Origin of the sequence: Crocosphaera sp. (assembly GCF_030064895.1) — a bacterium.
Classification (GTDB): domain Bacteria; phylum Cyanobacteriota; class Cyanobacteriia; order Cyanobacteriales; family Microcystaceae; genus Crocosphaera.
In genome coordinates this window covers 1-20,586 of record NZ_JASJEB010000070.1, presented here as the reverse complement: position 1 = coordinate 20,586, position 20,586 = coordinate 1, and the positions used below count along the sequence as shown (strand labels likewise).

Sequence of the window (20,586 nt, the reverse complement as noted above, 5' to 3'; positions counted from 1 at the left end):
AGTGGTCAAAGAATATATCAAAAACCAGTCAGGAGGGTTAGAAACTAAGAAATAAGGATGCTTCGCAGTTTTATATGTTGGTCGGGCATTCATCCCTAAGTTATGGAACGTTAGGGAATTCTGCCCGACATTCGGTTAAAAAACGAAAACCACCCTAGATAATAGGGTGGAGGAGGTCATCTGGTACATCTGAGGAGGAAATCTCGATGTAGGGAAAACTTTTTTCTTGCTGTAATTACTATCCCATCATTTCCTCGTTAAAGTCTTCATCTACTTGGGTGAATTAACACAATTGAAATGAAGAAAACTGCCCTTTTTAATCATGAATTCCTGACAGGAATTAAGCTTCTTCTTCTGTGGTAACACTATCACCCATGAGGGGATTGGACAAAGGAGTTTCTAATATATAGTTAAAAATTAAACCTGTCCCAATCAAGAAAGCAAGAATAACAACGGTGTCGAAGGTTATTTTTTTAATAGACATGGTGTCACGCTCCTATAAGGAATATTTGTATTTATACGTCCTATGCGCACTAGGATACTCCTTAACCTTGGGTCATTACTTCATCCATCTTAGGGATTCTTATTCACCCATCTAGGTGAATTTACAGTGAACAGTAACTGGTAACTGATAACTGATAACTGATAACTAAAAAAAAGGAGAGAGGACAATATTTGTCCTCTCCAGGGTTTAGCGTCCACTTTTTTTATCTCGGTCTTGACGACGACGATCGCGCCATTCTACGGTTGTTAAATAAAGTATCCCCCCACTTACCAAAACGAGTAATATTAAGGCAGTGAGAAAGAGTACATTGAGAAGAGATGATGTTTCCACAGTGCTAGAAACCGTTACGTCCCCAAACAACCATAGCGATAGACCAAGTAAATAAAGCTAATACGCTAACCCAACCGAGAGCTAAAATATCCATAGCGTTGATGTCTATAAAATGACGTGAGTATTAAAACAACAAAACTATGATACTTCTATTCGGTAAGGTTGTGGAGGGAATAGTAAAACCGAAGAAAACTCAAGGATTATTAGATTGTCCTTGGTTCTCCAGTAATACTTTTGAAAGAGAAGGTTCCCACATTCTCTCTATAGGTCTTTTTAATGTCTCGTAACATACTGATGGCCATGGTTTCCCCTAATAAGTTGCCACCGGTATCTTTATTAAGACCCGAGGGACCAGAAGTTGTGCCATCGGTACGCCAGTGCATTCCTGCACCATCTCGGAAGAGGGTAATATTAGCAATAAGCTTGTTGAGTTCTCCGTGAACTGTTAAGGTTTCGCCTCCAGTATAGGCAGTCAAACCTTGACCATCGGCAGTGGGAACTAGAGGACTAGCAATAGGACAATCTTCAAAAAATGCCTTGGCTATAGTTGCACCAGCAGCGACAAAGACAGAGTGTCCTCCTGGATATGCCGGGTGGGCCGGAGAACCTTCAGGGAAGCCCATAGGTAATAAATAAGTGCCTTCTTTATCCTCTTTATCTCCCCTGACAAACTTAATATTTTGTAGTCTGTTGTGTTGCTTGATGCGATCGAGTACCTTGGTCTTATCCCAAACATCTGCCCCATCCCCAAATAATTGTTTGAAGGCTTGACCCTTAAAGGAACCCAATATATCACGTCGGAATAACTCTAAGCGTTGTGCATAGACTTCAGGACGTAAACGTAGGTGAACACACCATTTTTGGAACCAAGCGTGTTTGAGTCCATAAACACCAGCTAAGGCACTATTAACGGTGATATCGGGTCCACCGAGACTACCAAAGGGTTCAGATGTTGTAATCTCTCCGTTAGCATAAGGACTCGCCGCAGAAATGGCGGCCATTTCTCCCAATAAAATAATAGTTGCCCAAAGACTAGATTGATGGGGAAAATCTACATGAACCCATTGACCAGCATCCCGTAAAGTAATAATATAGCGTCTGCCGTCGAGAATATCGGTACCAGTTGGATCGCTGTCCCCGTTATTGACTGAATTCCAGGTGTCGAGATCCGTCATGTAGTCTAGTCCTTCTCTGGGGTAGAGGGAGGTTTGAGCAATGGGTTGATTCCCAAAATTAAAGTCTTTGAGCAAAAATTGAGAAACATGGGGACCCACATCGCATCCTTCATAAGGACCACGGAAAATGTTTTCTGGGGTTACTTCAAATCCAAACTCATCGTCAAACTGCAAGTTATTGAGATCATCGCAAGCTTCTTGAATCAATGGGCTTTTTTCGTACTGATCAAAGCGCACATCTCGACATAACGCCATCCAATAGCGTTCTACCATATCAACGGCAATGTTGCGAGTGTTAAAAGCTGGTGCCTCTGCCATGCGGGCCCCGTTGGAGTCATTGCCAATCAGTTGGAAAGAGTAGGCATTGAGGGGGTTAACCAGTTTCCGTTCTCCGCCCCCTAAAATCACATTTTGAAACTCTTTCTGGGTTCCTGCTGCGATCGCCGTTAAAAGAGATTCAAAAGAAGCACGATCAACCAAACCATTCTCGTTGTGTTTTAAGGTTTTGGTGAAAGAACCAAATCCGAATAAATTAATGTTCCTCCCTTTGACGTTAACCGACTCATTTTTAAACCGTTGTCGATCGCCATTTTCCTCGGGTTCTGATGTTATAAATTCATCAAAAGCTTTTTGATCTGTCTGATCACGAAGTTCTTGTGCTTTTTGGCGACGGGAATCAAAATCTCTGCTTTCTGGTGGTTGTGGATAAGTCATCGAATTCTCCTGTGTTTAAACCCCGTTTTTAAGAACGGGAGGTTATATAGCATTCTCATATTTGTGAGGTACACGGGTTTTTAGTATTAGGGAACGGGGAATAGGGAACAGGGAATAGAAAATAAAAGCAAGGTCTACCTCACTCGTTGAGAAAAAAGCCACATCTAAAATCCTACTACTAACCATTTGAGAAGTTATGCTGTGATTTGAGAAAGTTAATAAAAAGTTAATTATTTTAAAGCTAGCCGTTATAGCGGTTTTCATTAGAAAACATAATAGAAATCATTGGCAAAGATTAGGGAACACCCCATAAGTCAACTGGTTCTATGAGTAGAAAGTAACTGAGACCATAACTTAGATAACCTCTCCTCATCAACTATGTTTAATCGTATCCGTCGCTATTTTGCTTCCCTCCCTTTGACTTTAGTAATGTTGCAAGGGATGACTCCCTTAACCCTTGCTACACCACCTCGTAACCCCGATAAAACGGTAGAATGTGAATTATTAATAGTCGGTGGTGGACTGGCAGGAACCGGAGCCGCTTATGAGGGGTTATTAGCAGGAAAAACCGTCTGTATGACGGAGATCACGGACTGGGTTGGGGGACAACTTTCTTCTCAGGGAACGTCTGCTTTAGATGAACGTCCCACCCAGCGAGCAGAGTTAATCTATCCACGGGGTTATCTACAGTTACGAGAACGCATCGAAGACTATTACGGGGAACTTAACCCTGGAGACTGTTGGGTAAGTTATTCTTGTTTTCTCCCAGAAGATGGTCATAAAATCCTCCAGGGGATGTTAGAAGAGGCGGCCAGAAAAGGTGGGGGCGAACTTAACTGGTTCCCCTCAACGGTGGTCAAAGATTTAAGCATCGAAAACAACCCGAACGGGGGAACGGGAAAACAGATCATGAGTGCGATCGCTATTCAACACACCCCTAGAGAGGGCGCACCTCCTTTAAATACTTATCCTCTCTCCCAAACTATCGAGGATGCTTATACTTACGAAGATTCTAAGTTATTTGACAAGACTATTATTAAGTTTATTCCTAAACCCCGCGATGAAGGGGGACCGGCAGACTGGTATGTTATCGAAGCCACAGAAACAGGGGAAATAGTCGGTCTAACTGATGTTCCCTACCGTTTGGGTATCGATCCTCGTTCTTATCTAGAACCGTCTTCCGCAAGTGTCACTGGCGATCCTTATTGTACTCAAGGGTTTACTTATACTTTTGCTATGGAAACCAAGGAAGATCGCCAGGAATACGATATACCGGATTTTTATGCTCAATACGCTCCTTATTATAGCTATGAGTTGGAGAGGTTAGCGGATTTTGATTTAGTCTATACTTACCGACGTATTTGGAGTCCTCAAAAGGGAGAACAAGCGGAGTTTGGGGGGATCGGTTTTACTGCACCAACTCCTGGGGATATTTCTATGCAAAACTGGACTTGGGGCAATGATTATCGCCCCGGAACGTCTAGAGATAACCTCATCTATAGTCGTCGGCAACTAGAAGAAATGGGACAACTAGAACCCGGACAGTGGATGGGTGGGTTACGCACAGAAACTCTACGGAAAGGTGAAGAACATTCTATTGGTTATTTTTATTGGTTAGTATCAGGAACTACGGACTCCCAGTTAGGAGATGGGGTCAAAACTCCCGATCCCTATCATGTTTATTTAAAGGGTTTAGAGTCTCCTATGGGAACGGTTCATGGGTTATCTAAATACCCTTATATGCGTGAAGCAAGGCGTATTATTGGTCGTAAGTCTTTTCTTTATGAAAATGGATTTATGATCAACGAAATTGATATTTCTCGTCGTAACTATCAAGATGATTTTTATCAAGAAAACCTTTCTCCTAGTACCTATCGTCGTTTACACGCTGCTTTAGCCGGTTTAGAAGGGTTTAAGGTTCTCAGTGGAGATGCTTCCCCGGAACAAGTTACCCGACGCAAGCGATCGACTATTTATCCTGACTCTGTGGGTACTGGTCATTATGCTATTGATTTTCACCCCTGTATGACTGAATATCCGGCGGAAAAACCAGGCAATACTGAACGAAAAGGGGAAAGAGAGGGTCAAGGTCAAGCTTATCCTTTCCAAGTGCCTCTAAGGTCGATGATACCCCAAAATATTGATAATTTACTGGTAACGGGTAAGAGTATTGCTGTTAGTCATATTGCTGCTGCTGCTTATCGGGTACACTCTTTTGAATGGTCATCTGGTGCTGCGGCCGGAACCACTGCTGCTTTTGCTATGAATCGACAAATTTTACCCTATCAGTTAGTAGAAGAACCTATTTTTCGCTCTAAAAAATTACAAGAATTACGGCAAAAATTAGACGCGAATAATAATCCGACTACTTTCCCCAATACTTCTATTTTCAATGATGATTGGAGTGATTGGAGATAAATATACAATTGAGAATTAAGAATCCATAATTTGATTGATTCTTAATTCTTGGTGTATTTAATTCCTAAATAGGTCTTGCTATATATAAACTAATTTTAAAATCTTAAGAAGAGCTAATGAATCGTTATTATTTAGGGTTAAGAGGGGTTAGAATAGGTTGGTTTATTCTGTGCTTTTTATTTATGTTTTCTGTCCCTTTGCAAGCTAAGGAAATTAATTCTACTCTCAAACAACAAGATATAGATATATCAGTTTGTCAAGCTGATTTAAAAAGCAAAATAGATACTATTTTAGAGCAAGAAGACTTAAAGCGATCGCATTGGGGAATATTAGTTAAAACCTTAGATAATAAAAGGACATTATATGAGTTAAATTCCCAAAAATATTTTATTCCTGCTTCTAATGTTAAATTACTGATAACAGCAGCAACATTAATTAAGTTTGGAGCTAATTATCAAATTAAAACTCCTGTTTATGCTTCGGGTTCATATCCTAATTTAAGTGTTTTGAAAATAGTAGGAAACGGTGATCCCACTTTCAAGAGTGAACAGTTAGAAAAGTTAGCGCAAGAATTAAAGGCAAGAGGAATTCAACGTATTGATAATTTAATTGTCCAAGATAGTCCTCTGGAAAGGCCATCTATTAATCCTACATGGGAATGGGAAGATATACAGTTTTATTACGCACCAGCAGTTAACAAACTAATTCTTAATGAAAATGCAGTTATTTTAACTTTAACATCCCAAGAGCTAGGAGATAAATTAACAATAGAATGGTCTGATGCTATTGCGGCAAAACAATGGATGATTGATAATAAAGCTATAACAGGGGAAGAGGATAGTCCTTATACTGTTTCAATTAATCGCAATTTTGAGAAACCTTTATTAACAATCACAGGAAGTTTAGCTATTAATTCTAAGCCTAGAATTTTAGGAATGGCAGTGGTTAACCCAGGAGAATATTTTTTAAATTCATTAAAATTTTATTTAGAACAAGAAGGAATAAATATTATAAATTCTCAAGTTGTTTATGGAGAGAGTGAAACAGATAATTTAGTTAAAATAACAGAAATTAGATCCGATATTTTGCAAGAAATTATTACAAATACAAATCAAGATAGTAATAATTTATATGCAGAAAGCTTACTAAATCTTTTAGTTAATAATACAGAAAAAGATAATTCTATTGATAACCTAAAAGAAATACTTACTACATTAGGATTAGATGCTAATTTATATCACTTAAAAGATGGTTCAGGATTATCTCGCCATAATTTAGTAACTCCAGAAACATTAGTTAACTTATTGATCCTAATTGCAACAACTCCAGAAGGGAGAAATTATCGTGATTCTTTGCCAATTAGTGGTGTCAATGGAACTATTAAAAATCGTTTTAAAGATACAATTATTGAAGGAAAAGTACAAGCTAAAACAGGAACTTTGTCAGGAACTTCAGCACTATCAGGTTATATCAATCCTCCAAATTATTCTCCCTTAGCTTTTAGTATCATTGTTAATAAATCTGACCTAAAACCCTCACAATTAAGAAAAATTATTGATGAAATTGTTATTAATTTAGGCTCTCTTAAACAGTGTTAATCTACACTAACTGGTAAAAATCATAACTCCGAACTCCCACCACTATTCATTTTTCTTGGAGAATGAGGTTTACAAGGAGTTCCCCAAGCTACCATAGCAGCAGGAATATCCTTAAAAACACTACTTCTAGCCCCAATAACAGCATTTGAGCCAATTTTAATCCCCGGACCAATAAAACAGTCTGTGGCTATCCAAACGCCGTTATCAATGGTGATTGGTTGAACGATTAAATTAAAGCTTGGATCTCGAAAATCATGGCTTCCTGTACATAAATAACTCTTCTGAGAAATGACAGTTTGAGAACCAATGTTTATGCTTTCTAAACTATAGAAAACAACATCATCTCCGACCCAACAATAGTCACCAATATCAACTTTCCAAGGGTAGGTAAAACGGGCAGTAGGACGGATAATAACTTGTTTACCAATCTTCGCCCCAAAACGACGTAATAACCAGCAGCGAAAACCATTGGCATTGTGTAAACTTAAGGGAAAAGCAATGGACTGTATTAACCACCATAATAATATATACCATCCAGGGCGACCGCGATCGTACCAAGACTGATCATATTGACGTAAATCTACCCAAGGATTATTATCAACAATTGGAAGACTATTCGGTTCTCTTTCCATTATTTTTTAGTTAATATTTTTGTTTATAATTTTAAACATTCAGCTTAAAAGTAACGGTTAGCTATAAATATTTTATTTTAAAAATAAAGAGTATCGAAGAAAATAGGTAATATTTTCTTTCAAAGCTAAACGCTAAACAAAGAATGCTGAATGTTTACTATAGTTTTACTTGTACAGGTTCTGAGGTGGTTTGAGAATCGTCTTCTGTCTCATTTTCATTAACATTTAATTTTCCTCCAAACTGTCGCAATTCATAAAGTTTTACTCCAATTTGATATTCGTATTGACTCAGTAAACGTCCATAAATATAGCCGGCATGACCATCTAAAAATCCTAAGCGAATAAAATAAAATAAAACAAATCTGAGTAAGGGTTTAAAAGGTAGTTTAACCCAGATTTTTTTGAGGAATCTTTTTCTTTGAACCGCATCTCCAAAGAGATTTGCTCCAATAGTGCCACTTTCATCCTGTCCTATTAATAAATTATAATAAACTCTGGCTTCCCAATTAGAATAACGATTATGTCTTTGTAACCAATGATAAATATCACGAAAATCAATATGTAACATATCTTCTTTGAGATAGCCTACATTTCCCTGCAAAATAACGTGTTCGTGAACTTCATTGTCTCCTGTATTGGGAATATCTTCTGTGTTTAAGTTCTCATAACGTCCTAATTTATGACGGAATAATCTTAAATTCCAATCAGGATATTTGCCCCCGTAACGAATCCATTTCCCTAAGAAAAATACTTTACGATTGAGATAATATCCATTGTAATTATCCTCTTTAATTGCTGTTGCTATTTCATCCCATAATTCAGGGGTAATTCTTTCATCACAATCTACAATCAAAACCCATTCGTTACGGAAAGGTAAATTTTCTAAAGACCAATTTTTCTTTTTTGGCCAACGTCCGTTAAAATCGAATTGGACTACATTAGCTCCATACTCTTGACTAATTTCTACGGAGCGATCGCTACTTTGGGAGTCAACCACAAAGACTTCATCCGCTCGAGCAACACTTTCTAAACACGCTGGTAGATTAAGTTCTTCATTCAAAGCGGGAATAAGAACGGAAACTGGAACTTTAGTGGTTATTTTAGCCATTGATGTTAAGGGTTAATATTAATCAATATTATAGGTAATAGGGAATGGTAAGTAACAGGGTAACTTTAGAGCAAATGAACTGTATTCTTTCTAGCTTAAACATTTCTTCATAACTGGTATATTAAGAAATATAAATAAAAAAGACCATAAAAAAAGAGACAATTAAAGAAAGGACTCATGCTCAATAAACATAGACCCCCTTCTACTGCATCAGTATCTAATCAGGAATTGAAAGAAATGTCTCTAAAGGAACCATTACGGTCTAAAAGGAAACGTTTGCCTATTATTATAGGCATCTTAGTCATCCTAGCAGGAGCCGGCTCAGGGGTTACTTGGTGGTTGACTCAACAGAACGATAACACATCATTGGGGGCTTTTGCCCAAAAAACTCCTCCAACTTCGGTAAAATTGGCAACAATCACCACAGGAGTTGTTAAAAGCGTCTCGGAGGTTGTAGGAACCCTCGAAGCTGATGAGGCGGTGGTTTTAAGGCCCGAAATTAGAGGCCGTATCAATCGAATTCTAGTCAAAGAAGGCGATCGCATCTCCAAAGGCCAATTAATCATGGAGTTGGATAATAGCGATTGGCAAACGGAATTATTAGAAGCACAGGCCCAACTAGCCAACGCTAAAGCCCGTTTAGCGGAACGAGAGGCGGGCAACCGTGTGGAAGACATTGAAGAGGCTAAAGCCCGTTTAAGGGAGGCTAAAGCTCGTTTACGCAACGCTCAAACAGGTAGTAGTCTAGAAGAAATTGCCCAAGCTAAGGCTCAAGTTAAGGCTGCCGAGGCCAGTGCGGAGTTGGCACAGCAACGGGTGGGACGTTATGAAAATTTACAGGCAGAAGGGGCTATTTCTGCCGATGAATATCAAGAGTTTGTCACAGAGTCCCGTAATGCGATCGCTGAACTTGAACAGGCCCAACGTCGTTTGTCTCAACTGGAAAAGCGTCGTCTCATGGATGTGGATGAGTTACAAGCGGTGGTTGACAGGGAAGCACAAAACCTGCGTAGATTGGAAAGCGGTCCACGTCAAGAAGTGATTGCTCAAGCGAGGGCCGATGTGGCAGAGTCCCTTGCTCAAGTGCGTCGGGCTGAGGTAAATGTGGGTAAAACGCGCATTATTGCCCCTATTTCTGGTGTGATTGGCAATATTCCTGTAGATGCAGGTGATTTTGTGGATCAAGGAGATACTTTGACCAGTTTAACCGCTAATAACGTCCTCGAACTTAATCTATCTATTCCCTTAGAAGATGCCCCCCGTTTACGTTTGGGTTTACCTGTAGAAATTATGGATAAGCAAGGTGGAACGGTGGCCAGGGGGAACATTAGCTTTATTTCTCCGAATGTGACGGCTGACTCTCAATTAGTGTTAGCTAAAGCGGATTTTCAGGGCAACAATAGAACTCTATTAAATCGTCAGTTTACCCAAGCAAGAATCATCTGGCGACAAGAACCAGGCTTATTGATTCCTACTACTGCTGTTTCTCGTTTAGGAGGGCAAACTTTTGTTTTTGTAGCTAAACCAAATGACTCACAAGAAGAAGATGCTGCACCTTTTATTGCGGAACAAAGACAAGTGGAATTAGGAGAAATTCAGGGTAACAGCTATCAGGTAATTAATGGTTTAACAGCAGGGGAAAAACTGGTCACTGCTGGTATTCTTCAATTAAGAGACGGTGCGCCTATTGCAGAAGTAAAAACCCCGTAGGATCTTAATATTATTAAGCCCGATAGCAGTTATTGATAATTAAAAGGTTTGAGTAATGAATTTCGTTGATTTTTTCATTAAACGTCCCGTTTTTTCTTCTGTTTGCGCCCTACTAATTTTATTAGTAGGCTCAATTAGTTTATTTAATTTACCTCTTGCTAGATTTCCTGAAATTGCCCCCACTAGAGTTCAAGTTGAATCTACTTATAACGGGGCGAGTGCTGAAGTAGTTGAAAATGCTGTTACTAATGTTTTAGAACGACAGATTAATGGGATTGAAGGACTAAAATATATTAGTTCTAGTAGTAGTAATAGCGGAACCAGTAGTATTACTGTTACCTTCGATTCTTCTAGAGACCCCAATCTAGCTGCTGTTGACGTGCAAAACCAAGTTTCTGTTGTGCAATCTCAGTTACCAGATGCAGTGCAAAGAACAGGGGTTCAAGTAAGAAGACAAGATGATAATTTACTGTTAGGAATTGGTTTATTTAGTGATGATAATCGTTATGATAATGTCTTTTTAAGTAACTACACAGATCAATATTTATTAGATGCTGTAAAACGTCTTGATGGTGTGGGAAATGTTCGCATTTTTGGAGAACGTCGTTATGCCATGCGTCTCTGGTTAGATCCCAATAAATTAGCCAGTCGAGGGTTAACTACCCAAGATGTTGTTGTGGCTTTATCCGAACAAAACTTACAAGTAGGTGCAGGAAAAATAGGTGCTGAACCCGCCCCCGAAGGACAACAATTTCAGTATGATTTACGAGCAATTAGTCAATTAAAAGATCCTAAAGATTTTGAAAATCTCTTATTAAAAACCGATGAAAATGGTGGTTTAGTTTATTTTAAAGATGTGGGTAGGGCAGAGTTAGGAGCGCAAGATTATAATACTTTTCTGCGCTTTCGGGGACAAGAAGCAGTGGGTATGGGTATTTATCAAAGAAGTGGCTCAAATGCTTTAGAAGTTGCCCAAAAAGTAAAGCAGGAAATGGATAGATTATCCGCATTTTTCCCCCCTGGTTTAAAATATGTTGTTGCTTTTGATACTACTCAATTTGTAGAAGAGTCTTTATCAGAAGTAGTGAAAACTTTGCTCATCGCTGTGGGCTTAGTTATTATAGTCATTTTAATCTTTTTACAAAATTGGAGAACCACCTTAATTCCAGCTTTAACTATTCCTTTAGCCCTGATCGGAACCTTTGCTTTTATTAAAGCATTCAACTTTTCAATCAATAGTTTAACCCTGTTCGGTCTAACCCTAGCTACCGGAATGGTGGTGGATGATGCCATCATTGTCGTTGAACAAATTAACCGTTATATCGAAGAACAAGATATGTCTCCCCAAGCTGCTGCTAGTAAAGCGATGGGGGAATTATCATCGGCAGTTGTCGCCACTTCTTTAGTGTTAATGGCGGTGTTTGTTCCAGTGGCATTTTTTCCAGGAACTACCGGTGCTTTATACCGTCAATTTGCCTTAACTATTGCTTTTTCTATTGTTATTTCTACTTTTTTAGCCTTAACTTTAACCCCTTCTTTATGCGCTTTACTATTAGAAAAGGGACAGAAGTTACCTGGAATTTTTGGAACAATTTTTAACCAATTTAATCACCTTTTGGAATGGTTAGGAAGACAATACCGGCGATCGCTTTATACTCTTAACAACCTACGTTTGGCAGTTATAGGTGTCTTCGTGGCCCTATTATTGGTCACAGTCTGGTTATATAACCTAGTTCCCACTGCTTTTACCCCAGAAGAAGATCAAGGCTATTTCATCACTATTATTCAAGCCCCTCAAGGGGTTTCCTTGCAATACACCAGCGAGGTGATGAGAAAGGTAGAAAACACTATTTTAGAAGAACCCGACGTAAGAGCAACCTTTGCCGTGGGTGGGTTCGCTTTTGGGGGAAGTAGTGCTAGTCAAGGGGTAATTTTTAGCCCCCTGAAACCCTTTAAAGAACGTCCTGGACCCCAACATTCGGCACAAGCAATCATCGGTAAACTATGGGGTAAGTTTAGTCAAATACCAGAGGCTAATATTTTTCCCGTTAACCCCCCTTCTATTCGAGGTTTAGGGAGTTTTGGCGGTTTTGTTTATCAACTGCAAGATCAACAGGGAAACGAAGATATTAACAAGTTAGTAGGGGTGATGGGTCAATTATTGGGAGCCGCTAACCAAAACCCTGCAATTGGTCGCGCATTTAGTCGCTTTTCAGCTAATACTCCTCAATATATCATCGAGGTGAACCGTAATAAGGCTCAAGCGTTGCAAGTCTCCGTCGACGACATTTTTAGCACCCTACAAACCGCTTTAGGTTCTAGTTATGTCAACGATTTTACCCTACAACAGCGTACCTATCGGGTTTATGTACAAGCTGATAAACAGTTTCGCGCTAACCCTCAAGATATCAATAAATTATATGTGCGTTCCCAAACCGGTCAAATGGTTCCCTTATCTAACCTCGTCAGTTTGACTGCTACTACCGGGGCCCAAACCATTAACCACTATAATTTATACCGTTCTGTGGAAGTTAATGGTGGTCCTGCGCCGGGGGTGGGTTCCGGTACTGTTATAGAAGCGATGGAAAGTCTTTCTAAACAGCTACTTCCTCCAGGGTTTGGTTACGAATGGTCCGGAACTTCCTTGGAAGAACTAAACTCAGCCGGTTTAGCACCGATTATTTTTGGTTTAGGATTACTGTTTGTTTTCTTAGTATTGGCTGCACAATACGAAAATTACATCGATCCCTTGATTATTATTTTGGCTGTTCCCTTGGCTATTTTAGGCGCATTAACGGCACAATTATCAAGAGGGTTTGCTAACGATGTTTATTGTCAGATAGGGTTAGTTATGTTGATTGGTTTAGCGAGTAAAAATGCTATTTTAATTGTGGAGTTTGCTAACCAGTTACGGGATGAGGGTTTACCTTTAGTAAAAGCAGCTATAGAAGCAGCACAAGAACGCTTAAGACCTATTTTAATGACGGCAGTTTCTACATTACTCGGAATCTTTCCTTTAGTAGTAGCAACCGGTGCCGGTTCGGGTAGTCGTCAGTCTTTGGGTACAGCAGTTTTTGGAGGAATGTTAGTCGCTTCTTTCTTGAGTTTATTTGTGGTTCCTATTCTCTATATTGTGATTAAAATGACCACTGAAAAATTCTTACCTAAAAAATCATCATAATACTGTCGGGGTTTAATATTATTAAACCCTTCTCTTACTAAAAAAACTCTAACACGAGGGTTTTGTCTCAAAATATTGTTGTTAAATGGTTCTATTTTTTTGAGTTAAATACTGTTTTTAGTTGACACTTTTTTAAGGGATGAACAATCGTCCTGATCCCATATAATAAGGACTATCAATAACAATTTCAATCAGTCGTTCCAGACAGCTTTCTCGATAATTATCCCTCTTTAATCACTTTCGGAACCCCCTTGTTATTTCAAGTCCTCAAACCCTTTGATAATAAGCGATCTCTAACTTTTTTCTGATAATAACTCAAATTTTTGATTTCTATTAGTTAGTGATCGCCGAAAAGCTTACTCAGAAAAAGGTACAGAGTTTAACTCCTATCTGGTTTTACCCCAGAGTGATGAAAGAGGGATATATTCATTAATGCGTTTAGGATCGCCAATCGTAATAATAGGAATAGTATAAAAAACTTAACAAAAGATAGTTAAGCATAATAATATCTTATTTATTAGATTATGCTTTTTACAAAAATCTTTTACGCTCTAAAAGTCAATATACAGTATATTTTAATCAAAAATAGATTCTGTAACACAAAGTTAGAAAATTATTTAACCAAGGTATAGAGATAGGAAATTTATAAAACTTCAGATTAAAGTTTTATAAAGACTATTACCAAAGATATTCAAATTGACTGTGTACCTACTAAATAAATTTTTATTACGAAACCGATTTTCTCTGAAAAAATATTATATACTTTTTATAATAAAGTTCATCAATAATTCTTTAGGACAATGATAGTATAAGTGTTTTTTTAGTGATTTAAGATATAAACTTTGTCTTATAGATTATAAGTTTATAAAGAATAAAACACTGTTAAGGGTATTATTAATGATACTGACTAAAACTAGCTCATTATGAGGTAAAGATTCCATGTCTAATAACTACACGAAAAATACCACACTTTCTATAGGACTATTTGAGGTCTTTAGTGATGTAAACGAACCTGAAATTCAATTTTTCTTGTCATATACAGGAAATAAATTTAACCATTGTGGAATTTGCATTAGGACAACCTCATTTGTTTCTCCAGAAGATGTTCACAAAGTAATCCAAATATCTAATAATAAAGATTCAGATATTGGGGAGATTATTACAGACAAGATGGGGGAGAAAATCTTAATCGCTTCAATATCAACTGATCCAACTATCAGTACATATGGGGAGTCTTTTACTATCAGTACTAGAAATGATAAGTCATTATCATCTGTTTTTGAGGAACTTAGTGATCAAAATTTAATTTCTGCAATTGTCGAAGTGATGGGATGTAGATAAAAGCTAATATCCCTCTTTCATCACTCTGGGAGAAGACCAGATAGAGGTTAAACTCTGTACCTCTTTCTGGGTAAGCTTTTCGGCGATTACTAACTAATAGAAATCAAAAAAATGAAAGATAAATTCAATTCAAAAACCTCAAAAATACGACCCAGGAAGCCAATACCCTGACCGAAAGCTATAGAATAAAGAGGATTACGAGTACCAAAGGCAGAAATAGCCCCTAACGCTCCGTCACCGTCCAGGAAGTTGACTGTAGGTACAAAATCATCGAAAAATCCCCCAACTGGTTCGATAAATACTCTCACATTTTCTGCCAGGTCAAACTCATAAATAATCAGGTCTATAGCCAGATCACTATCTTCACTATCTTCAGGGAAAACAGAATCTAATCCCCCTTCAAAGGTCCCTGTGATATCAGAATAGTTAAGCATTTATAGTTGAAAATTTGCTCTCGTTTGATAATAAAAATCCTGATTCTAAAGGTTTTAATTTTAATCATTAAAGCCAAAAATCCAGAAAAGTTCGGGAACCCGTACCCAGACAACTATTGCCATGACTCCCCTTATTTCGCTAAATTAGCACTCGTAAGGTTAGAGTGCTAAAAGTTGAAAGAAAGCACTCAGTTCCAATTATAAACACCAGGAGGATTCGTTCATGGCAGCAATTAGTATCAACGTCTCTACCGTTAAACCCCTCGGCGATCGCATTTTTGTAAAAGTTAGCCCCGCCGAAGAAAAAACCGCAGGAGGCATCTTATTACCCGATAACGCCCAAGAAAAGCCCCAAATCGGTGAAGTTGTGGCAGTTGGACCCGGAAAACGCAACGACGATGGCAGTCGTTCTGAATTAGATGTCAAAGTTGGCGATAAAGTTCTTTACTCCAAATACGCCGGCACCGATGTCAAACTGTCTGGAGATGACTACGTTTTACTATCTGAAAAAGATATCCTCGCTGCCGTTGCTTAATCAGATCATAGGCAACCTAAAAGCTACTTTATCGATTATTGATTCAGAATTGACCAAAAAGAGGCATAACCTATGGCTAAATCCATTGTTTACAACGAAGATGCACGTCGTGCTTTAGAAAGAGGTATGGACATCCTTGCAGAGTCCGTAGCAGTCACCCTTGGACCTAAAGGCCGCAACGTTGTTCTAGAAAAGAAATTTGGCGCCCCGCAAATTATTAATGACGGGATCACCATTGCAAAAGAAATTGAATTAGAAGATCATATCGAAAATACTGGAGTTTCCTTGATTCGTCAAGCAGCTTCCAAAACCAACGATGTCGCTGGAGACGGAACCACCACCGCTACAGTTTTAGCCCATGCGATCGTTAAAGAGGGTTTACGTAACGTTGCAGCCGGTGCTAACCCCATCGCTTTGAAACGGGGTATCGATAAAGCTACCGACTTCTTAGTAGAAAAAATCGCCTCCCACGCTCAACCCATCGCAGACTCCAAAGCGATCGCTCAAGTCGGTGCCATCTCCGCAGGAAACGACGAAGAAGTAGGTGCAATGATCGCCGAAGCGATGGATAAAGTAGGTAAAGAAGGTGTTATTTCCTTAGAAGAAGGAAAGTCCATGTTCACCGAACTGGAAATTACCGAAGGGATGCGCTTTGATAAAGGGTATATTTCCCCTTATTTTGTCACCGATGCAGAACGCATGGAAGCAGTATTTGAAGAACCCTGCATCCTCTTAACCGACAAAAAAATTAACCTCGTACAAGACTTAGTACCTGTTTTAGAGCAAGTTGCTCGTCAAGGTAAGTCTTTAATGATCATCGCTGAAGATATCGAAAAAGAAGCCTTAGCAACCCTGGTAGTTAACCGTTTACGAGGTGTATTAAACGTAGCTGCGGTGAAAGCTCCTGGATTTGGCGATCGCCGTAAACAGATGCTCGAAGACATCGCTGTTTTAACCGGTGGTACCGTTATCAGCGAAGATGCTGGCCTCAAGTTAGAGAATGCCAAGCTAGAAATGTTAGGCTCTGCTCGTCGCGTAACTTTAACTAAAGACGACACCACCATTGTGGCCGAAGGCAACGAGGAAGGCGTTAAATCTCGTTGTGAGCTTATCCGTCGTCAAATGGAAGATACAGAGTCTTCTTATGATAAAGAGAAGTTACAAGAGCGTTTAGCTAAGTTATCCGGTGGTGTAGCTGTCATCAAAGTGGGTGCTGCTACCGAAACCGAAATGAAGGACCGTAAACTTCGTTTAGAAGATGCCATCAACGCCACCAAAGCGGCCGTAGAAGAAGGTATTGTTCCTGGTGGTGGTACAACCTTAGCGCACCTCACTCCTGCCCTAGAAGAATGGTCTAACGGCAATCTAGCCAACGAAGAGTTAACCGGTGCTTTGATTGTTGCTCGCGCCTTAACTGCACCCTTAAAACGTATTGCTGAAAACGCAGGTCAAAATGGTGCAGTAGTTGCTGAGAGAGTTAAAGAACAAGACTTTAACACCGGTTACGACGCTGCTAGTGGTGAGTTCACCGATATGTTAGCTGCTGGTATCGTTGATCCAGCGAAAGTGACTCGTTCCGGTTTACAAAATGCTGCTTCGATCGCAGGTATGATTTTGACCACCGAATGTATCGTAGTGGATAAACCCGAGAAAGAAAAAGCACCTGCTGGTGGTGGTGGAGATTTCGACTACTAAACCTGAAACTTAAACTTGTTGAAAAACCCCGACTTTTGAAAAATCGGGGTTTTTGAATATTAATGGTCTTACTTATTCATGTCTCCCAAGGCGTGAATTTCGGGATGCCCTAGCCTATAGTGCCATCCCACTATATTACGTCCTCAAGGACGGGGTTTTAAACCCTTGATTTTCCGATAATTGCTATCATGGTAAGCTAAAAATCTATACAATAGTAGCATCTATATTAATATTCTTAAACTATTATGGCTCCCCCAATTGTTAAACGATTTGCTATTTCCTTTCAACAAAACTACTGGTTAGGATTTTTGACCATGGTTGCAGGTTGTGGGGTGTCGGGGTTAATCGCCTTACAACCACCACCACCACCACCGGCCCCTACCTATTCAGCATCTGGAGGATTGACCTTTACGGAACCACCACCAGCCTTTACCACCACAGGGAATGAACTACAAGCTCAAGGACGAGGAATATCCCTGAACAAAGGAACCCTCTTATCGGGGCGGGTATTTCAGAGAGCGTTAGCTAGACTAGAGAAAAATGGAGTAAGGCTATCAGAGCGAGAAATTATCAGAATGCGAGACAGAACTTTAGATATAAATATACCTGAAGGAGGACAAAGCGGAAACATTGCATTACAATACACCGATAGAGAATCCCCCACTCGTGCCACACTAATCTTAGAAGTTTTTATGGAAGAGATGGTGGAGAATAGTCGTTGGTTAAACACTTCTGAATTGAGAAGTCGCATTGATGCCCTAAGTAAACGACTGGCCCAAGTTAAAGATGAGTTAACCGAAGCAGAGAACCGATTTTATCGCTACGTTTCCCAACAAGGATCAGATTTACTCGCCATTCAAGATGGGAGTCTTTTTAGTGGAATTACCAGCAGTCAACAGAGGCAACGGGAATTAGCATTGGCACTACAATCAGTGGATGGTCAAATCAATAATTTAACCAATCAATTAGGATTGACCCCAGAACAGGCTTATGCTTCAGTCGCTTTAAGTGCCGATCCCATTTTAGGGCAGCTACGGGGGCAAATTCTGGGAATAGAACGACAACTGGAACGATTACAATTGGATTTACGCCCCGAACACCCCAACATTGAAAGACTCCTCAAGGAAAAACAAGTTAATGAAAACCTTTTTAAACAAAGGGCTGAAGAATTAATTGGAGCTAGGAACTTAGCTGAGATTCCCCTGGATCAAATTCGTCAAGATAGTAGTTTAGACCCCAGTAGACAACAGTTAGCTAGTCAACTCTTAACCCTAGAAACCAGAAGGGCTGGCTTAATAAACCAATTAAATTCAGTGATTGCTACAGAACAACAATTACGGGAACAGTACGAAAAATTCCCAGATAAACAACTGCAACAAGCAAAACTGGTTCAAGAGGTTGAATTTCAACGGATTGTTTATCAAAATATTCTCACGGCATTAGTGGATGCACAAGCAGCAGAAGCAGAAACAGTGGGCAGTTTATCCGTAGCGGTTCCCGCCAATTATCGCCCCTCTCCTCCCCCACAACCCCAAGAAAAAAATGAGGTGTTAATTATCGCGGCAGGGGCTGGTGTTGGTTTGGTGGCAGGGTTAGGGATCATTCTTTTACTGGCTTTAATTGACGATCGCTTACACACACCGCAAGAAATACGGGATGCTCTGGTTGACCGTGAAGTACCGGTTTTGGGTCAGTTGCCATTTATCTATAGTTCTCTTTACCGAGAGGATCTCAGTCCTGTTTTATTGGACGCAGACGCAGGAGACCTAAGTTTCTATGAGCGATTTCGTAGTAACTTACGTCGTCTGGGATCGGATATATCGAAAGTTGTCATGATAACTAGTGTTAGTAACGAAGAAGGTAAAAGTGCAACGGCTTATAATCTAGCCATTGCTTCGGCACAAGCAGGAAAACGAACTTTACTCGTGGAAACTGACTTAAGATCCCCTTCTAAAGCCCAATGGTTGGAAGTTAACCCTGATCCCAATAATAATTTAGAACCCTTACGTTTCTACGACAATCGTACTGATGCCGTTGTTTTAGTCCCCGCAGTGGCAAATTTGTACCTTTTACCTAGTCCTGGTCCCCAACGTCAAGCAGCAGCTATAATGGAATCTAGCGAGTTACAATTAGTCTTAAAGGATGCCAGAGGACGCTACGATATGGTGATTATTGACTCTCCATCCCTCTCTCGCTGTAATGATGCTCTGTTATTAGAGTCCTTAACTGATGGCTTAGTTTTGGTCACTAGACCCGGTGTGACTCGTTCTAGTTTGTTAAACGAGGCTATAGATCAATTATCGGATGCAGAGGTTCCTGTTTTGGGAGCAGTGGTTAACGGTATAGAAGATTTAGTGGCACCAACAGTGGATGTCCCAGAAACCAACGATAATGGCAATGGGAACGGTAATGGGAACGGTAGTGCGGATATCACAGACATTCCTATACTGAACGAAAATCCGATCTAAACGCTCTTGTCTCACAGGAGTCCTGTTTGGGAAGCCCAAAAGCATAGCCTTCTTTAGGCGCAGGCTTCCCGACGACCACTACTTCGATTTTAGTATTTTAGCGTAGCGTAGTCGTGGCAACCTTACCTAAAATGTCGGATGAATGCCCCCGCTATATTTTTCCACAAAATACTCATTAAAATTAGCGGGGGATGAAATTCGACCAATAAATTAACGCAAAGCAACGATTTTAATTCTAGGTAATTTGGGTAAACTCTGTTATAATAAGTGCATCCAAGGTCGAAAATTAATCAATGCTAGTCGTAGAAGCAAAATTAAAAAACGGAACACCAGAGCAATACCAGAAACTAGATGAAGCAATTAGAACATCTCAGTTTGTGCGTAATACCTGCGTTCGTTATTGGATGGATAATAAGGGGATAACCCGTAATGACCTCCAAAAACTTTGCTCTACATTAGCTAAAAATAAAGAGACACCTTGGGTAACTTTATTAAACTCTCAAGCCCGTCAATCTGCTGCTGATAGGGCATGGCAATCAATTAACAGGTTCTACCAGAATTGTCGTGCCAAGATATCAGGGAAGAAAGGGTTTCCTAAGTTTAAAAAATATAGTCGTTCTGTTGAGTATAAATTAACGGGATACAAGCTATGCGATGACAGACGTAAAATTAAATTCACTGATGGTTTTAAAGCAGGAGAATTTGATTTATGGTGTAGTCAAAGAACATTAGTTTATTATTC

The 20,586-nt window shown here is 39.6% G+C and carries 14 protein-coding genes and 2 pseudogenes; 9 read left to right on the top strand and 7 right to left on the bottom strand.

Annotation, left to right across the window (positions count from 1 at the left end):
• Nucleotides 1-340: 340 nt before the first annotated feature.
• The 4 genes from QNJ66_RS15885 to QNJ66_RS15870 form a co-directional block, all read right to left on the bottom strand.
• Entirely contained in the window at nt 341-484 is a 144-nt protein-coding gene (locus QNJ66_RS15885) for a hypothetical protein (RefSeq protein ID WP_300508591.1), read from the bottom strand.
• A 207-nt stretch (nt 485-691) separates the two neighbouring features.
• On the bottom strand, nt 692-835 hold the full coding sequence (locus QNJ66_RS15880) for a hypothetical protein (RefSeq protein ID WP_300508590.1): 144 nt from the start codon (nt 833-835) through the stop codon (nt 692-694).
• A 4-nt stretch (nt 836-839) separates the two neighbouring features.
• A complete protein-coding gene (petN, locus tag QNJ66_RS15875; protein WP_008277373.1) occupies nt 840-929 on the bottom strand; it encodes a cytochrome b6-f complex subunit PetN in 90 nt (29 codons plus the stop codon).
• A 109-nt stretch (nt 930-1,038) separates the two neighbouring features.
• On the bottom strand, nt 1,039-2,724 hold the full coding sequence (locus tag QNJ66_RS15870; protein WP_300508583.1) for a phosphatidic acid phosphatase: 1,686 nt from the start codon (nt 2,722-2,724) through the stop codon (nt 1,039-1,041).
• A gap of 378 nt (nt 2,725-3,102) precedes the next feature.
• On the opposite strand from QNJ66_RS15870, the gene QNJ66_RS15865 reads away from it, so the two are divergent.
• Nucleotides 3,103-5,142: an FAD-dependent oxidoreductase gene (locus QNJ66_RS15865; protein WP_300508581.1), complete on the top strand. Its 2,040-nt coding sequence runs from the start codon at nt 3,103-3,105 to the stop codon at nt 5,140-5,142.
• 116 nt (nt 5,143-5,258) lie between these two features.
• Entirely contained in the window at nt 5,259-6,740 is a 1,482-nt protein-coding gene (gene dacB / locus QNJ66_RS15860) for a D-alanyl-D-alanine carboxypeptidase/D-alanyl-D-alanine-endopeptidase (protein WP_300508579.1), read from the top strand.
• A gap of 20 nt (nt 6,741-6,760) precedes the next feature.
• Here the strand turns inward: dacB and hpsU are convergent, their stop codons facing one another.
• Both hpsU and QNJ66_RS15850 read right to left on the bottom strand, forming a co-directional pair.
• Complete coding sequence (gene hpsU, locus QNJ66_RS15855; RefSeq protein ID WP_300508577.1) at nt 6,761-7,372, bottom strand: hormogonium polysaccharide biosynthesis acetyltransferase HpsU; 612 nt, start codon at nt 7,370-7,372, stop codon at nt 6,761-6,763.
• Nucleotides 7,373-7,529: 157 nt separating this feature from the next.
• Nucleotides 7,530-8,480, bottom strand: coding sequence for a glycosyltransferase family 2 protein (locus QNJ66_RS15850; RefSeq protein ID WP_300508575.1), 951 nt, complete (start codon nt 8,478-8,480; stop codon nt 7,530-7,532).
• 177 nt (nt 8,481-8,657) lie between these two features.
• Between QNJ66_RS15850 and QNJ66_RS15845 the strand changes: the two genes are divergently transcribed.
• From QNJ66_RS15845 to QNJ66_RS15835, 3 genes are all read left to right on the top strand, one after another.
• On the top strand, nt 8,658-10,190 hold the full coding sequence (locus QNJ66_RS15845) for an efflux RND transporter periplasmic adaptor subunit (protein ID WP_300508573.1): 1,533 nt from the start codon (nt 8,658-8,660) through the stop codon (nt 10,188-10,190).
• A 55-nt stretch (nt 10,191-10,245) separates the two neighbouring features.
• Complete coding sequence (locus tag QNJ66_RS15840; protein WP_300508571.1) at nt 10,246-13,371, top strand: efflux RND transporter permease subunit; 3,126 nt, start codon at nt 10,246-10,248, stop codon at nt 13,369-13,371.
• A 939-nt stretch (nt 13,372-14,310) separates the two neighbouring features.
• Nucleotides 14,311-14,712, top strand: a complete 402-nt coding sequence (locus QNJ66_RS15835) for a hypothetical protein (protein WP_300508569.1) — start codon at nt 14,311-14,313, stop codon at nt 14,710-14,712.
• A 110-nt stretch (nt 14,713-14,822) separates the two neighbouring features.
• On the opposite strand, the pseudogene QNJ66_RS15830 reads toward QNJ66_RS15835, so the two are convergent.
• Nucleotides 14,823-15,137, bottom strand: a pseudogene (locus QNJ66_RS15830) (hypothetical protein); the annotation flags it as partial.
• Nucleotides 15,138-15,369: 232 nt separating this feature from the next.
• Here QNJ66_RS15830 and groES point away from each other — a divergent pair.
• The 4 genes and pseudogenes from groES to QNJ66_RS15810 form a co-directional block, all read left to right on the top strand.
• Entirely contained in the window at nt 15,370-15,681 is a 312-nt protein-coding gene (gene groES / locus QNJ66_RS15825) for a co-chaperone GroES (RefSeq protein WP_007308121.1), read from the top strand.
• A gap of 72 nt (nt 15,682-15,753) precedes the next feature.
• Nucleotides 15,754-17,376 carry a chaperonin GroEL gene (groL, locus tag QNJ66_RS15820; RefSeq protein ID WP_300508562.1) on the top strand — a complete coding sequence of 541 codons (1,623 nt, stop codon included), beginning with the start codon at nt 15,754-15,756 and terminating at the stop codon, nt 17,374-17,376.
• A gap of 245 nt (nt 17,377-17,621) precedes the next feature.
• On the top strand, nt 17,622-19,844 hold the full coding sequence (locus QNJ66_RS15815; protein WP_300508560.1) for an AAA family ATPase: 2,223 nt from the start codon (nt 17,622-17,624) through the stop codon (nt 19,842-19,844).
• 293 nt (nt 19,845-20,137) lie between these two features.
• Nucleotides 20,138-20,586: pseudogene (locus QNJ66_RS15810) on the top strand (RNA-guided endonuclease TnpB family protein); the annotation flags it as partial.

What these genes read in the sequence shown, in the direction of transcription:
- QNJ66_RS15885 (WP_300508591.1), bottom strand. Translation starts at nt 484, where the DNA reads ATGTCTATTAAAAAAATAACCTTCGACACCGTTGTTATTCTTGCTTTC.
- petN (WP_008277373.1), bottom strand. Translation starts at nt 929, where the DNA reads ATGGATATTTTAGCTCTCGGTTGGGTTAGCGTATTAGCTTTATTTACT.
- QNJ66_RS15870 (WP_300508583.1), bottom strand. Translation starts at nt 2,724, where the DNA reads ATGACTTATCCACAACCACCAGAAAGCAGAGATTTTGATTCCCGTCGC.
- QNJ66_RS15865 (WP_300508581.1), top strand. Translation starts at nt 3,103, where the DNA reads ATGTTTAATCGTATCCGTCGCTATTTTGCTTCCCTCCCTTTGACTTTA.
- dacB (WP_300508579.1), top strand. Translation starts at nt 5,259, where the DNA reads ATGAATCGTTATTATTTAGGGTTAAGAGGGGTTAGAATAGGTTGGTTT.
- hpsU (WP_300508577.1), bottom strand. Translation starts at nt 7,372, where the DNA reads ATGGAAAGAGAACCGAATAGTCTTCCAATTGTTGATAATAATCCTTGG.
- QNJ66_RS15850 (WP_300508575.1), bottom strand. Translation starts at nt 8,480, where the DNA reads ATGGCTAAAATAACCACTAAAGTTCCAGTTTCCGTTCTTATTCCCGCT.
- QNJ66_RS15845 (WP_300508573.1), top strand. Translation starts at nt 8,658, where the DNA reads ATGCTCAATAAACATAGACCCCCTTCTACTGCATCAGTATCTAATCAG.
- QNJ66_RS15840 (WP_300508571.1), top strand. Translation starts at nt 10,246, where the DNA reads ATGAATTTCGTTGATTTTTTCATTAAACGTCCCGTTTTTTCTTCTGTT.
- QNJ66_RS15835 (WP_300508569.1), top strand. Translation starts at nt 14,311, where the DNA reads ATGTCTAATAACTACACGAAAAATACCACACTTTCTATAGGACTATTT.
- groES (WP_007308121.1), top strand. Translation starts at nt 15,370, where the DNA reads ATGGCAGCAATTAGTATCAACGTCTCTACCGTTAAACCCCTCGGCGAT.
- groL (WP_300508562.1), top strand. Translation starts at nt 15,754, where the DNA reads ATGGCTAAATCCATTGTTTACAACGAAGATGCACGTCGTGCTTTAGAA.
- QNJ66_RS15815 (WP_300508560.1), top strand. Translation starts at nt 17,622, where the DNA reads ATGGCTCCCCCAATTGTTAAACGATTTGCTATTTCCTTTCAACAAAAC.